This window comes from Acinetobacter sp. TAC-1, assembly GCF_029025845.1.
Classification (GTDB): domain Bacteria; phylum Pseudomonadota; class Gammaproteobacteria; order Pseudomonadales; family Moraxellaceae; genus Acinetobacter; species Acinetobacter guillouiae.
The window spans coordinates 4,021,507-4,036,250 of the sequence record NZ_CP118892.1 but is presented as its reverse complement, the minus strand read 5'-3'; the positions used below and the strand labels follow the sequence as shown (position 1 = coordinate 4,036,250).

Sequence of the window (14,744 nt, the reverse complement as noted above, 5' to 3'; positions counted from 1 at the left end):
ATGCAAAACCTTGATATCGTGATTGCTTGGGTCGATGGCAATGATGTTGAGTTAAAACGTAAACGTCAGCAATATCTCACTGGTGGTGATGCCTCAGATGCTGTGAGCGATACACGTTTTGCCAGTAATGATGAGATCTATTACAACATTGCATCTATATTGAAGTATGTGCCTTTTTGCCGTCATATTTTCATTGTTACAGATAATCAGCAGCCTGAGTTTTTAAATGAATTTGTAGCGCAAGGTCTTTGTGATGCAAATAAAATTCGTGTCGTTGATCATCGTGAGATTTTTGCTGGTTATACGCAATTTCTACCTACGTTTAACACTCGGTCAATTGAAAGCATGTTATGGAATATCAACGGGCTTTCAGATTACTTCATCTACTTAAATGATGACTTCTTTTTTAATTCACCCGCTCAAATTGAAGATTTTCTTGAGAGCAATAAAATCGTCACCTATGGGCACTGGAAAAGTTGTTTTAGTTACAAGGCCAAGCTGAAATACCGTCAATTTTTAAATCGTAATTTTAATAAACCGATTCAACCCGGTCATGTGATCGCACAAATGCTGGGTGCTGATATTTTAGGATTTAAAGAGTTTTTTGAAATCCATCATTATCCACACTGTGTTGATCGTAAAATTTTAAGTGAATACTTATTGCATCATCCAGACCTACTAGAAACACAGATTAAATATAAGTTTAGAAGTGTCGAACAATTAAATCCGATTTCATTGATGAATCATTTAAAGATTCAAAAAAATGAAGCTGTTTTAAAGCCTGATTTAGCTTTGGCTTATTTGAAGAATGCTGAAAGTTTAACTGAGTTCGTAGAAGCATTGAATCAAGACAATATTAAATATGGTTGTATCCAAAGTTTAGATCAACTGAATTCTGAGAATGCTGCACAGGTACGTCGTAAAATGATCGATAAATTATATGATTATTTGCCTAAATCAGTGATTTCAGCCAAAGTTTTATCGTAGGAAGCCAATCATGAAAGTTAAAACATATCTGATCAATTTAGATGGTAGTGATGAGCGGCTTGCTCGCGCAACAGAACAGTTACAGGCGGTAAACTGGGAGTTTGAGCGTTTTTCTGCTTATGATGGCCGTGGCAAAGAATTATCATCTTTTCAGGATTATGATGATGCGTTAACGCAGCAAACTTTAGGAAGACGTTTACTCAATTCAGAACTGGGCTGTTATCTCAGTCATTATGGCTGCGCTCAGAAATTTTTAGCAAGTGATGCGGATTATCTTGTTGTCTTAGAAGATGATATGAAAATTACAGCTGATTTCAAACAATCTATGGATCAAGTTTTAGCTTATTTAGATTGCCATCAAGCGCTAGATTGGTATTTGGTGAATTTAGCGGCAAAGAAGAAAAAGTTAGCCAAAGATATTATTCAGTTAGGTGACTATTCATTGTGGCATGCTTATTATTTTCCTATTCGTGGTTTGGGTTTAATCTGGTCACGTAAAGGTGCTGAAGCGTTTATTGCACAAGGTAAAACAATTGCCATGCCTGTTGATATCTTTTTCCAAACTTGGTTGAGTAAGAATGGAAAAGGATTAGGTGTTTGGCCTGCTTTTGTTCGCCCAGCAGGTCTAGATAGCGATATTTTAGGTACAGTTGCAACACAAGGAATATCTCGTAAAGAGAAAGAAAATCGTGACCATTCCTATGGTTTTAAAAAGCAAAAACGTATGTGGCGTGATCGGATGTATGCATTTAAACATCTTTATTTTTAAGTGTACAAAGATGTTCTAGTAAATGACGTAATGAATATTTTAAATACTGTATAGTTTAAATTTTATTGGTTCTGCTTTTTTGTAAAAAATATTGGATTTTTTATATGAAAATTTTTAAAAAATTATTTTATTTAGCTAAATTTCATATGATGTACTATTACAAAATTAGACATACCAATCAAAAAATTGATAACGATGCAGGACAACTGATTTTTAATCCTGTTGCTACACCCATTGAATTACCTAAAAAGATATGGATGTATTGGGAAGGTAATTTTCCTGAGTTTGTTGAAAAATGTATTCAAAATACTCAAGCAAAAAATCCATCTTATCAAGTATGTGTACTTAATCCTGAAAATGTCAGTCAGTATAGTGATATTGATTTCTCTTTATTGACGAATGCAACGCCTCAACAAAAGGCTGATTTACTCAGATTTGATCTGTTATATCGGCATGGTGGAATTTGGTTAGATGCCAGTATTATTGTCTATGAAAACCTAGACTGGATTTCTGAGTTGATGCAAAAGAATCAGACAGAATGTTTTTCATATTATCGTAAAAAAAATACCACACAGATCGATTATCCAGTATTGGAAAATTGGTTGTTGGCAACTGTTCAAAATAATGTTTTTTTTAAATATTGGTATGATGAATTATATTTAGCAATTCAGCAAACACCCAAACGCTATGTAGAAAATATTCGAAATACCCAAGAAAACAGCAAAGAATTTTTTCAAAGAATCGGTAATTTAGAATATTTAGTCGCCTATGTTGCTTGTCAAAAAGTACTTAGACAATCTTTCCCGAGTATTACGTTAATTAATTGCGATGAAAATGCTTTGTTTTATCAAGTGAAAAATCAGTGGATCAAAGAAAAAATTTTAATTGATTTTGCTATTAATTACCCTCCAACCGAGGCGCCTAGATTGTTAAAACTCGCAGGAAAAGAACGAAAAACACTCAGTCATTACTTCTCAAAAAAAATGTATTTTAAAGATAGTTTCCTCGATATTTCTTAGCAAAGTATGTAAGTAAGGATGATTGCTAGACAAAAAAATAGTAAAATAGATCTATTGCTTATAGTCACATCTCTATGAAAAAAATCGTTATTAGCCTATCGACAGCACTTGAACGTAGACAACATATATTGAGTGAGTTTGGGAAAAAAAATGTAGCTTTTGATTTTTTTGATGCTTTAACGCCAGAGCCTGCTGCTATTTTTGCCCAAGCGCTTGATTTAAATATTGATGAGCAAGCTTTAACCAAAGGTGAGGTTGCTTGTTTTATGAGTCACGCCTATTTATGGAAACAAATGGTTGATGAAAATACCCCGTATATGGCGATATTTGAAGACGATATTTATTTAGGCGAAGACGTCAATGAATTTCTTTCTGATAGTCAATGGATAGATCCAAGTTGGCATCTTATAAAATTAGAAGAATTTACACATAGGACTGCTTTAGGAAAAAAAGTAAAATTTTTTAACGATTTTAATGATAGAGCTATTTTTCAATTAAAGAGTAAAAACCTAGGTACTGCTGGCTATATATTGTCTTTAGACGGTGCAAAAACATTGTTGGGCTACATTCAAACACTAGATAAGTTAATTGCCTTAGATCACTTAATGTTTGAATGTGTGATCACAGAAAATATTTTTTCTGTATATCAAATGAAACCAGCGTTATGTATTCAGGATGTAACCCTGTATTCATGCAAAGATAGTGTTCGGTTTGCAAGCCATTTATATAAAGAGCGTTTGCTGAGAAGAAAATATAATAAGAAGAAGGGGGTAGATAAAATTATTTTAGAACTCTATCGTATATTGCATCAGCTAAAAAGTATCCTATTTTTTAAGTCGGTAGGTTTTAAATAAATCGAGTAATTTATGAAAAATTTCGTTATTAGTTTAAAATCAGCAAAAGACCGTAGAGCTCATATTCTTCAGCAATTTGATGACAAAGATATTCCTTTTTCTTTTTTCGATGCGATTGAGCCTGATTCAATTGTAACCCAAGCAGAAAAAATTAATTTGACACTTTGTCAAAGTGATTTAAGTCAAAATGAATTGGCGTGTTTATTGAGTCATGTTTCACTTTGGCAAAAAGCAATCGACGAAAAAATCCCAGCAATCGCAATTTTTGAAGATGATATTCATCTCAGCCAAGATGCTGAATTGTTTTTAAAAGACTCAAATTGGTTAAGTCATGATATTGTGAAAATTGAAAAAGTTTATAGTAAAGTATTTTTAGATTTAAATAAAACTAAGGTTTTTAACACTAAAAACTTTTTTTTAAGAAGGTTGAGAAAGGCTCATTTTGGTGCTGCAGGTTATATTTTATCTTACAAAGGTGCGATTGAGCTTGTTGAATACTTAAAAAAACAAGGCGTTTTTGACCATGTCGATCAAATGATTTTTAAAAAGTATATTTCGGAACAAAAACTAGGTGTTTATCAATTAACACCTGCAATATGTATTCAAGACTGTATACTGAACCCCAATGATCAAAAATTTACGACAAGCCTTCAATGGCGAGATCAAGTTGTATCTAAACCGACAGGACTGCAAAAAGTTTTGCGAGAAGTCAGTCGGGTCTTTATTCAACTTGCTGACCTCCCGTTTAAAACCAAACTCGAATTTATTAGAAGCCATAAAGATTAATTTATTTAAAATCAATAAATTGAATAGTATGATGGTTTTATAATCGCTTAATTGTTGTATCATTATTTTTGCACTCATCGAGATGGTTTTTCAGTGAATTTTGTTATTAGTTTAGATTCGGCTCTTGATAGAAGACAGCATATTTATTCAGAGTTTAAAAAGCATTCTGTACCATTTAGTTTTTTTGATGCGGTTACCCCTGCAACAACCATAGAAAATGCGAAAAGTGTAGGGATTGAATTAACTCGCACAGGCGTCTTAACACAAGGTGAGATCGCTTGTCTTTTAAGTCATGTATTGCTATGGAAAAAAATTGTCGAACAAGACTTGGAATATATGGCAATTTTTGAAGATGATGTGCATTTTGGAGAAAACCTACAAAAATTTATTGATGATTTTTCATGGATTCCTAAAAATATACATCTTATAAAATTAGAAGCCTTTGATAAAAAAGTGGATCTCTCATTTTTTCCAACAGCTTTAATCAATGATAGGGCATTGTATCAACTTAAAGCGAAGCATCTCGGTGGAGCTGGTTATATCTTATCAAGAGAAGCTGCAGAATATTTTCTGGCATCTATTCGTAATATGCCTGAGTTAGTTCCAGTTGATCACATATTATTTGGTTGTCATGTGAAATATGCAAAGTATAAGGCTTATCAAATGGTGCCAGCAATTTGTGTTCAGGATTTTTATTTACATAAGAAATATGACAATTTTCCGAGTCATTTAGAGAATGAGCGTGCTATTCGCCACGAATCTGACAGGATTGAACAACATCGGCAGAAAGAAGCAATGACTATACTCAGTAAAATTCAAAGAGAAGTTTTACGATTGTTTCATCAAATTTTCAAATTATCGGCATATCGATCTATAAAATTTAAATGAATTTAATTTTCATTGCTGCATCAAAATCATCGGCCACTTGAATTTGTCTAGAACTGTTGAGGAAAAGAGATAGCGTCTTGGATATTTTTATAATAACGCTCTGTATTCGCCAGTTTTAGCATTTCTTTAGAACAAGACAGGATATAAGATGCAGCATCTTTACCAGACTATAATCTAGGCATAAGTAAAATTCAGGATTTAAAGCATATTTTGGAGTGCAAGTTGCACTGATGATTGCAAAAATAAATAGTTTGCGTCATTAGCATTGTGTATTGGTTTAATTTTAGACTATTTATACAAATGAGGCCCATCCTCTAACGTTCTAAATTTTTTATAACAGGATAAATACGGCCAGACTCTTTTGAAAAATGATCAAGAGATCGACTGAAAATACTTGATTTCAGGTTTTGAAACAATATTTTAGTTCAGGATTTATTTTTAAATCAGAAGTTAATTAAATCAAGATCAAAAATAAGCTTTGATCTTATTTACAAAATCAAAGCTTATTAGGACGCATAACAGAGTTGGCATAAAAGCTATGGTTCGTCTGTAGAAGATAAAAACTGTTTCAGTACTTTATATTTAGCCTGTTGAGTAAAGTACTCTTCAGATGATAATGAACCAAAAACAGATAAGTGGCGACCATCCAAAGAATAGGGAATACTTTCTTTTGCCATATGATTTGGTTTAAATAAATCAGCTTGAGTGAGCAATAACGTATTTGGATAGCGCTGAGTCATGTCTGTGATGTGCTGTAGTGCAATTCTTTGCTGTTTCGCTTTAACATTATCAAAATAATTATTGAGATTGAAATTTCGATGTAACCACAATGATCTTTTGTATAAAAGGCTAATGTTTGCATCAAAGGCATAAGGCTCGGACATCACAATAACTTTCTTATGAGATTGATTGGCGAGCTTTAGCAAATTCTCAAAGCTCTGTTCTTGATGCTGTTGTACAATATCGGACCAGCGACCTGCAAATATTAATACATTGTATTGATTTATATTGTTTTTTAAGTAGTCTCGGTTCAGCATGCATTGCTGGTAGGCTGTTGAGTTTTTGTCCCCTGTAAATTGTTTATCTATACTCGGATAACACCAATTTGTAGTAATAGCATGGATATTTAAGTTGAGTTCTTTACCAAGATAATGCCAAAAGGGAATATTATGCCCTGCAAAAGAATCGCCAAATAAAAGCACGGGTTGAGCATCAGCTTGCTTCGATCCAATATGACATTCAAGACCTTTTTGACCCACCTTAAGACTGTGATCGTCTTTAATATTATAAAAACACCAGCCATTGGAAACTTTTGGCATTTCAAGTTTTTCATTGTGTTTTAAATATAGAGAATCTGCGCGACTTTTTACACCATCCTTGTTGATGTATGAATAGAGCATAGATGCAGAAATAAGAAGAATAAAGAATAGTGAATAGCAGTAATATATCTTGATATTGACTAAATATTTTCTTGAGCTCTCAATATATTTATAGCTTAACCAACCTAAGATAAAAGAGATTAGAATCGCTAGACTAATATTGACGAAGTTTTTTTCAAAGAAAAAATATCCCAGTAAAAAGGCAACAGGCCAATGCCACAAATAAATAGAGTAAGAGGCACTGCCTATATTTTGAATTAATTTAAATTTTGTGAAAATTGAATTTTGCTGATTGGCAATAAGAATCAACATCGTTCCAACTACAGGAACTAATGCGTTATAACTTGGCCATATCGTATCTTGACCAAACAGAACTAAACTGAGCACAATGCATGAGAAACCAACAATTTCAAAAAAATACTTTATCGGTTGGGTTGGTGTATACGTTCTAAAATAATAATAAGCCAAGCCACCAGCAAGCAATTCCCAAGCACGAGAGCTGAGCTTAAAAAAAGCATAGATGGAGTCTTTAGATGAGATATAAATCGAAAAGCTTAAAGATGAAATACATAATAAGATTAAAAATATCCCTAAGAATTTTTTATTTTGAATAATTTTAAAATATAAATAAACAAGAATAGGAAATAATATATAAAATTGCCATTCTACTGATAAAGACCAAGTATGCAGTAAGGCTTTATCATGTGAGCTTACAGCAAAATAATCACCTGCTTGACGATAATATAAGTCATTGGATAAAAAACTTAGACTATATTTTGCATCTTTAGCAAATAGCTTAAAATCTTCTGGGATGAAAAAAAGCCATCCACAAACCGTCATAGCCAATACGACAAAAAAAAGTGCAGGAAAAATCCGTGTGATTCGCGCTAAATAAAAGTTTATAAAAGAGAAACTGTTTCTTTCAAGGTTCTCAATAATAATTTTGGTCATTAGATAACCAGAAATAACAAAGAAAACATCGACGCCTAAAAAACCAGCAGAAAATCCTGAAACCCCGAAATGGAACAGAACGACAAGTATTACGGCATAGGCGCGGAGCCCATTGATATCATCACGAAAATTTTTGGTTTGCATATTGAAAACGAATTAGGAGCTAAGGTGAATCCAAGTTTTATAAAAGCTTTGGATCTAATTTCTCGAACGACTCTATCGCACTCTTAAGTGAAAGATTGTAAACTTTAATATTCTGCTTGTTTAAAAAGTGCGAGGCAGCGTCAAATGCTGGAAATATTTCAGTTAAGTATTGATTGAGCATTGTCGGTTGTTTGTTGGTACTCTTTTCATAAAAACGTGGCTGATTAAAGTTATTCATGTCTAAACCGGCCAAATAAATTTCTTGATAAGATAGGGCATAAATAATCTGTAAAGCAACATATGGCACTGTGAAATAGTCAAAAATGGCATCATGGATATGCTGAGAAAATCCTTTATTTCCTTCTAAGTAAAAATAGTTTTGGTGAGGGTTGATGGTAATACGTGGCCCTAAAAATCGTTCAACTTTACCTTCTGTAATCGTTTCAATGACTTTAATTTGGCATTTAATTTGATCAGGATGAATTTTTCTGAAAATTATATCAAGACAGCGGGGTGTGGTGAAAAAAGTACATTGGCTCTGAAGTACTTTGAGCACTAAATCAAAACGGTTTTGAGTAAAATTATGATCGATAATGACATAATATTTAAATTGAACGTGATCTAATGAAATTGATCCATTAACACCTATATAATCAATATCTTGCTTTTGAAATACGTCTGCTGGATATTTCTGAATAGAGGGTCCTGTTGCAATCAACATGCTTTTTTTACAAGCACTTGTTGGCATGACTGAATTATCGACAACAAGTTTCTTGCGAAAATAAATCTGATCAATTCCACCAAATTTATTTCTTTTTACAGAATAATAAGGCCAGTATCTGCGATTATGTCGGTATGTTTTAGGGTGGCTATGTTTATAAATTAATTTATATTTCTTAAAATAAAATTTGAAAACAGCAATTGAATCGATTGTGGTACTTTATAGTTCATATAGCGTCGTAATGAGAAAATGAGTGAAGATGGAAAATTGTCTATTCGACAATTTATCCATCTAAAGTGAATGTAGATTTTTTAAATTTAGCTTTAATTTTACGTATTTGCTTGTTCAACCAATTGGTTTCTTGATCTGGACGAGTCACTTTATTACCGTGGTAATTAATTTGACTTGCTTTTGAAAAAGTTCCAAAAGGTTCAATTAAATAATTTTCAGGCCTATATCCCAGCTCCAGTGCTTCTGCATAGTATTGATCAAATAATTCAACTAAATCTTGACGAGGATGAGGCATAATTTTGCCATCAAACCAATGCTTTTGATTCATTTCAGCAAGACGTGGAATTGCATACTTATGACTAAATTGAGTTCCCATGTCTGAATAATGTAATACTTTAATTTGTTCGATCGCTAAATCTTCACCATCAATATTGTTGTAAGAATCTTGGTAAGGTTCAACTAACTGAGGCTTTTCTTTGATAAGACGCATTAAATTCTTATGACTTTCCGGATTGTTACGGATCTCATCAAGTGGTGGGAGATATTGTTTAGCTTTTTCACAATCCCATACGCAAGTACATAAACGTGCTGAACTTTTCCCACCTTTCGCAATAACAATTGCATCATTATTCATCGGGTGTGACCAAAGTTCTGCAATATCACAGAGCACGATTACATCTGCATCCATATAAATCGCACGGCCTTTAAAGTCACATAACTCAGGTATTGCCCAGCGGAAACCTGAAAAAGGTGTTGCCCACTTTTCTGTAGACCATCCTTTACCTGTGTCTTGATTGCTGTACCATGGACTATTTATGTCATGACTAAGTTGCATCCAAATAATTTCAACATTATGCTGTGTATGTTTACGAACACTGTGTTCTAATACCATAAGTTGTTCAAGGTCACAGTTATTGGGATCGCAACCTACAAAAATTTTAATGTTTTCAGTAATCATTATTTATAGCCCCTAAAATCACATTTATTAGAGTGGTGCCATATAGTATATCGCTAAATGCGATTAAATTAAATGAACATTAATCTTTATCGTGGAGTCGATCTCAAAATTAAATTTATAAGTAATTGTTGTAAGAGTTTTTATGAAAAATTTTGTTATTAGTTTATCAGCGGCTCAAGAGCGCCGTAAGCATATCGATGCTGAATTTGCAAAACAAGAAGTAGATTTTGAATTTTTTGATGCGATTACACCTGCGAATATAGATATCGCGACATCTCAACTTGGTATGGTCGGGTATACAACAAATTTACATCAAAATGAAGTGAGTTGCTTACTCAGTCACATGCTGTTGTGGAAAAAGGCCATAGATGAGCAACTTGATTATATTGTAATTTTTGAAGATGATATTTATTTAGGTGAGCATGCAAAAGATTTTTTATTGGATGATGCATGGATTCCAAAAGAATGCTCAGTGATCAAGTTGGAAGTCTTTTATAAAAAAATTGATGTGGCGTTAAAACAACAAAACCTTTCAGCTCCCAACGCTCGTAAGCTATTGTTATTACGCGAGGCGCATATGGGGTGTGGTGGTTATATCTTATCCCTAGATGTAGCAAAAAAATTACTCAGTTTTATCGTTGAATCAAAAGTATTGATTCCAGTCGATCACTTTTTATTTAGAGAGTGCCCTGAGCTTGAAGTGTACCAACTTAGCCCGGCATTATGTATTCAAGATATGATCTTGAGGAGAGGTAATACACAATTTCCTAGTGCCTTAGAGGACGTGAGAAACCTCAGAAAAGGTAAGTCTCTAAAAAAAGAAAACTTGAAATTCAGTGCTAAATTGAAAAAAGAATGTTCACGAATTTTTAGAAAAATTCAAAAAATGTTGATTACGCTGACAAAGTTTAGACAGGGTATTCGGGTTGTGAAAATAAAATTCCGTTAAAATTTAATATTTAAATATGATTTTGAGTATTGATTAGTGGTAAGAATTTGCTTATTTATACAAATTCCTACCACCCTCTAACTTCCTAAATCGTTTATAACCCCATAAATACTGTTCAGGAGCGATGTTAATCATTCGCTCCATTTCTTTGTTCAAGGTATCGACAGAAAGCTGTAAATCTTTAGAATTAATATCTTGAGATAGTGCCGTAAAATGTATATCAAAACCTGAGAAATCAGGGCGACGAACACAGGTTAAACCCACAACTGAACATTGGGTTTTTGCAGCAAGCTTTGAAAGCAAAGTTGAAGAAAATGCTTTTTGCCCATAAAACTCAGAATAAATACCGCCAGACTCTTTGGGAATATGGTCAGGAAGGATAGCGGTAAATCCACCTTGTTTTAAATGTTTAAATAACGCACGTACACCAGTATCATCAGTGGGTACTAATGTTGCATTTAAGCGTTGGCGAGACTCTAGCATAAACCGATCTAAGTCTTTATTTCGACTCGGCTTATACATGATAACGGGATGAGTATGTTGATTGATCCACGCATTCATGAGTTCCCACGCCCCAAAATGAGGGACCACACCAATACTACCATTGGGATTCTTTAATGCATTGAGAAAAATCTCAGCATTATAGACCTGTTTAATTTGTGCTAAGGCAAACTCTGGAGAAGATCCCCAAATTTTAATTGACTCTGCATAAGTCATACATTGACTTTTTAAACTGGCCTTAATCAGTTGATTACGTTGTTGTTCATCAAGCTCAGGATATGCCGCAGTTAAATTCAATTCAGTGGTGCGTTTTGCTGAAGAATTACTCATAAACAATAAATTCCCGACACCTCTAGCAATACTTTGTATCATACCTAGAGGTAATCGAGAGAAAGTTTTAAGTAGCTTATACATTTAATGAATATTAGTCGCGGTCAGCATTGCCTTTCAACACCAAGTAAATCAGTGCTGAAATAATAAAGAAACCAGCAATAAAACTGCTCATGCTGAAATATAAAATACGTTGATAAGTATCTAAATTAAACAACTGATGGCTTAGGATATAACGCATAAATCCCCATTGAACCACTGAAAATACAATGATAATAATTGTATGACGAAGTACATTAGGTCGCATAGCCATAGGTTTTCACCTCAAAAGTTAACAGCGATAGTATGCCATTTATGAGAACTTATCTCAATTAGAACCTATCGAAATAAAATACATACGCAAAACAGAAAACCCTGCATAGCGCAGGGTTTTCGATCAAACAGCTAAAAATTATTTAGCTTCTTCAGCTTTTGGTTTTTCGCGTAAACGAATACCTAAGTCACGCAATTGATTTGGTTCAACTGGCGCAGGTGCTTGAGTTAATGGACACTCAGCCGTTTTAGTTTTCGGGAAAGCAATCACGTCACGGATAGATGATGAGCCTGTCATCAACATCACTAAACGGTCTAAACCGAATGCTAAACCACCATGAGGAGGCGCACCGAATTTTAAAGCATTTAATAAGAAACTGAATTTTTCTTCAGCTTCTTCTTCGCCAATACCTAAAGCTTCAAAAATGGCTTTTTGCATTTCTAAAGTATAGATACGCAATGAACCACCACCGATTTCAGTACCATTCAATACCATATCGTAAGCAACAGAAAGTGCTGCACCTGGATTGCTTTTCACTTCTTCAACACTTGATTTTGGAAGTGTGAATGGGTGGTGAACAGAGGTCCATTTACCATCATCAGTTTCTTCAAACATTGGGAAATCAACAACCCAAAGTGGCGCCCACTCGGTTGTTGACATGTTCATGTCGTGACCGATCTTGATACGTAAAGCACCCATTGCATCATTTACAACTTTGGCTTTATCAGCACCAAAGAATACGATGTCGCCATTTTCAGCACCAACACGCTTTAACAAATCAAGCACGATTGGTTCGATGAATTTAACGATAGGTGATTGAAGACCTTCGATACCTTTTTCAAGTTCATTGACTTTAATATAAGCCAAGCCTTTCGCGCCATAAATTCCAACGAATTTAGTGTATTCATCAATTTGGCTACGTGGCAGTGAACCTGCTCCTGGTACACGAAGTGCAACAATACGGCCTTTAGGATCTTTTGCTGGGCCGGCAAATACTTTGAACTCAACGTCCTGCATCATGTCAGCAACGTCTACAAGTTTCAAAGGGATACGTAAGTCTGGTTTGTCAGATGCATAATCACGCATAGCATCTGCATAAGTCATACGTTGGAATTTGTCGAATTTTACGCCAAGAAGTTCATTGAACATCTTAATGGTCATGCCTTCCATCAAATCCATAATATCGTCATCGTTTAAGAACGATGTTTCGATGTCGATTTGAGTAAATTCTGGTTGACGATCTGCACGTAAATCTTCATCACGGAAACATTTTGCGATTTGGTAATAACGGTCTACACCACCAACCATCAACAATTGTTTAAATAGTTGTGGTGATTGCGGAAGTGCATAAAAGCTACCATTTGAAACACGGCTAGGTACTAAATAGTCACGCGCGCCTTCAGGTGTTGCACGTGTCAAGATTGGTGTTTCAACATCCAAGAAGCCATGTTCATCTAAGTAGTTACGAATTAACGTGGTTACTTTAGAACGGAAACGTAAGCGATCAATCATTTCTGGACGACGAATATCGAGGAAACGATATTTCAGACGGATTTCTTCAGAAATATTGGCATTTTCATCATTCAATGGGAATGGTGGAGTTTCAGATGCAGCAAGAACTTCGATTTCTTTACCTAAAACTTCGATTTGACCACTCACCATATTGGCATTTTCGGTGCCTTCATAGCGACGACGTACACGTCCTACAATTTTTAATACATATTCTGAACGTGCTTTATCCGCAGTTGCAAATGCTTCTGGGGTATCTGGATCGATGACGACTTGAACGAGACCATCACGATCACGCATATCAAGGAAAATCACCCCACCGTGGTCACGGCGACGATGTACCCAGCCGCAAAGCGTTACAGTCTGGTCAATTTGAGCTTCGGTTAAAGAACCGCAATAATGAGTTCGCATCATAGCGTTAAAAATCCAACTATATGGGTTAAGGAAGCGAGTACGTAAACAGCGCATCGCCTAAAAATGTAATGTGAGATTATGCCTCTTTGAGCGGTGAGTCACAAGGACTTGGGGCAAAAACTAGCATGTTGCCGAATAAATTTAAGCTGATTTTGATAAAGTTTCAGTGAATGAAACGGCAAATAGAGCATCATTCAAAATATTTTTTATAATTCAAATAATGAAACAATAGGCAACCTAAAGTGAAACAAAGGATTGAGCCTTGGGTAAAAAATTTCATAAACAAACCAATCAGCACATATAGATCAGTGTCTTGTGGAACGAAGCCTGTACTTTTGGCAATATACACATAATATAAGCAACCACTAAAAAATGAGCTTACAAATAAGCTTATACAGAAAAAATTTACTTTAAGATTGCGTATTTGACGGGCTCTATATTTAAAAAAGTAATGCAAACCCATCCACATTAAAAACGGTAAAGCCGCAGCAGAGCAGCCGATTTGTAGGACTTTATGCATTGGATAAATACGATCAAATATACTGACGGGTTGCGCTAAAAATTCTTTAAAAGCGAAAGTTCGAAAATCTAAATGGGTTAAACCATCCCAAATAATATGGGTTGCTGTACCTAAAATAATCGCCAATACCATCCAAATTAGAAATTGAAAAAAAGTTGAAAAAGAAGCAATGTTTAATGGTTTTTGAATGCCTAAAAACTTAAATAATAATGGGCGATATAAGCTATACCAAAGTAAGCAGAACAGTAATCCCACCAATAAATCTGGATAGATAATTCCTTTAAACTGATGATTTAAATAAATTTCAGTTTTAACCAATACTCTATACAAATCTGGTGTCATTGTGCCAATCGTGAGTGCTGCAATCGGCAAACGATTTCCTGAAAGTTTGGACAAAGGTGGCGCTAAAACAGCATGTGAAAGTGTAAAGGGCATTGAAAATAGGTTATTAAAACTTATATTAGGAAATTATTCGTTAATTTGTTGTTTACATCAATGAATTAAATGTAATTTCAAAGTAG

The 14,744-nt window shown here is 34.3% G+C and carries 14 protein-coding genes; 7 read left to right on the top strand and 7 right to left on the bottom strand.

Annotated features, from left to right (window positions below; translation table 11 throughout):
- The 6 genes from PYV58_RS18840 to PYV58_RS18815 all read left to right on the top strand — a co-directional run bounded on the left by PYV58_RS18840 (position 1) and on the right by PYV58_RS18815 (position 5,303).
- Positions 1-987, top strand: coding sequence for a Stealth CR1 domain-containing protein (locus tag PYV58_RS18840; RefSeq protein ID WP_034609922.1), 987 nt, complete (start codon positions 1-3; stop codon positions 985-987).
- A gap of 10 nt (positions 988-997) precedes the next feature.
- Positions 998-1,756, top strand: a complete 759-nt coding sequence (locus PYV58_RS18835; RefSeq protein WP_034609925.1) for a glycosyltransferase family 25 protein — start codon at positions 998-1,000, stop codon at positions 1,754-1,756.
- Between the two features lie 104 nt (positions 1,757-1,860).
- Entirely contained in the window at positions 1,861-2,775 is a 915-nt protein-coding gene (locus PYV58_RS18830; protein WP_034609927.1) for a capsular polysaccharide synthesis protein, read from the top strand.
- Between the two features lie 74 nt (positions 2,776-2,849).
- Entirely contained in the window at positions 2,850-3,629 is a 780-nt protein-coding gene (locus PYV58_RS18825; protein ID WP_004819051.1) for a glycosyltransferase family 25 protein, read from the top strand.
- A gap of 12 nt (positions 3,630-3,641) precedes the next feature.
- Positions 3,642-4,415, top strand: a complete 774-nt coding sequence (locus PYV58_RS18820; protein WP_034609930.1) for a glycosyltransferase family 25 protein — start codon at positions 3,642-3,644, stop codon at positions 4,413-4,415.
- 93 nt (positions 4,416-4,508) lie between these two features.
- Positions 4,509-5,303 (top strand): glycosyltransferase family 25 protein, encoded by a 795-nt coding sequence (locus tag PYV58_RS18815; RefSeq protein WP_034609932.1) that lies wholly within the window; start codon positions 4,509-4,511, stop codon positions 5,301-5,303.
- Positions 5,304-5,839: 536 nt separating this feature from the next.
- Here the strand turns inward: PYV58_RS18815 and PYV58_RS18810 are convergent.
- The 3 genes from PYV58_RS18810 to PYV58_RS18800 all read right to left on the bottom strand — a co-directional run bounded on the left by PYV58_RS18810 (position 5,840) and on the right by PYV58_RS18800 (position 9,687).
- Positions 5,840-7,777: an acyltransferase family protein gene (locus tag PYV58_RS18810; protein ID WP_034609935.1), complete on the bottom strand. Its 1,938-nt coding sequence runs from the start codon at positions 7,775-7,777 to the stop codon at positions 5,840-5,842.
- 37 nt (positions 7,778-7,814) lie between these two features.
- Positions 7,815-8,525 carry a lipopolysaccharide biosynthesis protein gene (locus PYV58_RS18805; protein WP_227504199.1) on the bottom strand — a complete coding sequence of 237 codons (711 nt, stop codon included), beginning with the start codon at positions 8,523-8,525 and terminating at the stop codon, positions 7,815-7,817.
- A 256-nt stretch (positions 8,526-8,781) separates the two neighbouring features.
- Entirely contained in the window at positions 8,782-9,687 is a 906-nt protein-coding gene (locus PYV58_RS18800; RefSeq protein ID WP_004819062.1) for a glycosyltransferase, read from the bottom strand.
- Between the two features lie 142 nt (positions 9,688-9,829).
- On the opposite strand from PYV58_RS18800, the gene PYV58_RS18795 reads away from it, so the two are divergent.
- Entirely contained in the window at positions 9,830-10,636 is an 807-nt protein-coding gene (locus PYV58_RS18795) for a glycosyltransferase family 25 protein (RefSeq protein ID WP_034609937.1), read from the top strand.
- Between the two features lie 51 nt (positions 10,637-10,687).
- On the opposite strand, the gene PYV58_RS18790 is transcribed toward PYV58_RS18795, so the two are convergent.
- The 4 genes from PYV58_RS18790 to PYV58_RS18775 all read right to left on the bottom strand — a co-directional run bounded on the left by PYV58_RS18790 (position 10,688) and on the right by PYV58_RS18775 (position 14,658).
- A complete protein-coding gene (locus PYV58_RS18790) occupies positions 10,688-11,551 on the bottom strand; it encodes a lysophospholipid acyltransferase family protein (protein WP_034609938.1) in 864 nt (287 codons plus the stop codon).
- Positions 11,552-11,561: 10 nt separating this feature from the next.
- The gene (locus PYV58_RS18785; protein WP_004723114.1) at positions 11,562-11,780 is read right to left on the bottom strand and encodes a hypothetical protein; all 219 of its coding nucleotides are present in this window, start codon (positions 11,778-11,780) and stop codon (positions 11,562-11,564) included.
- Positions 11,781-11,918: 138 nt separating this feature from the next.
- A complete protein-coding gene (gene aspS, locus PYV58_RS18780; protein ID WP_034609939.1) occupies positions 11,919-13,703 on the bottom strand; it encodes an aspartate--tRNA ligase in 1,785 nt (594 codons plus the stop codon).
- A gap of 190 nt (positions 13,704-13,893) precedes the next feature.
- Entirely contained in the window at positions 13,894-14,658 is a 765-nt protein-coding gene (locus tag PYV58_RS18775; protein WP_034609940.1) for a DUF4184 family protein, read from the bottom strand.
- Between the last annotated feature and the right edge of the window lie 86 nt (positions 14,659-14,744).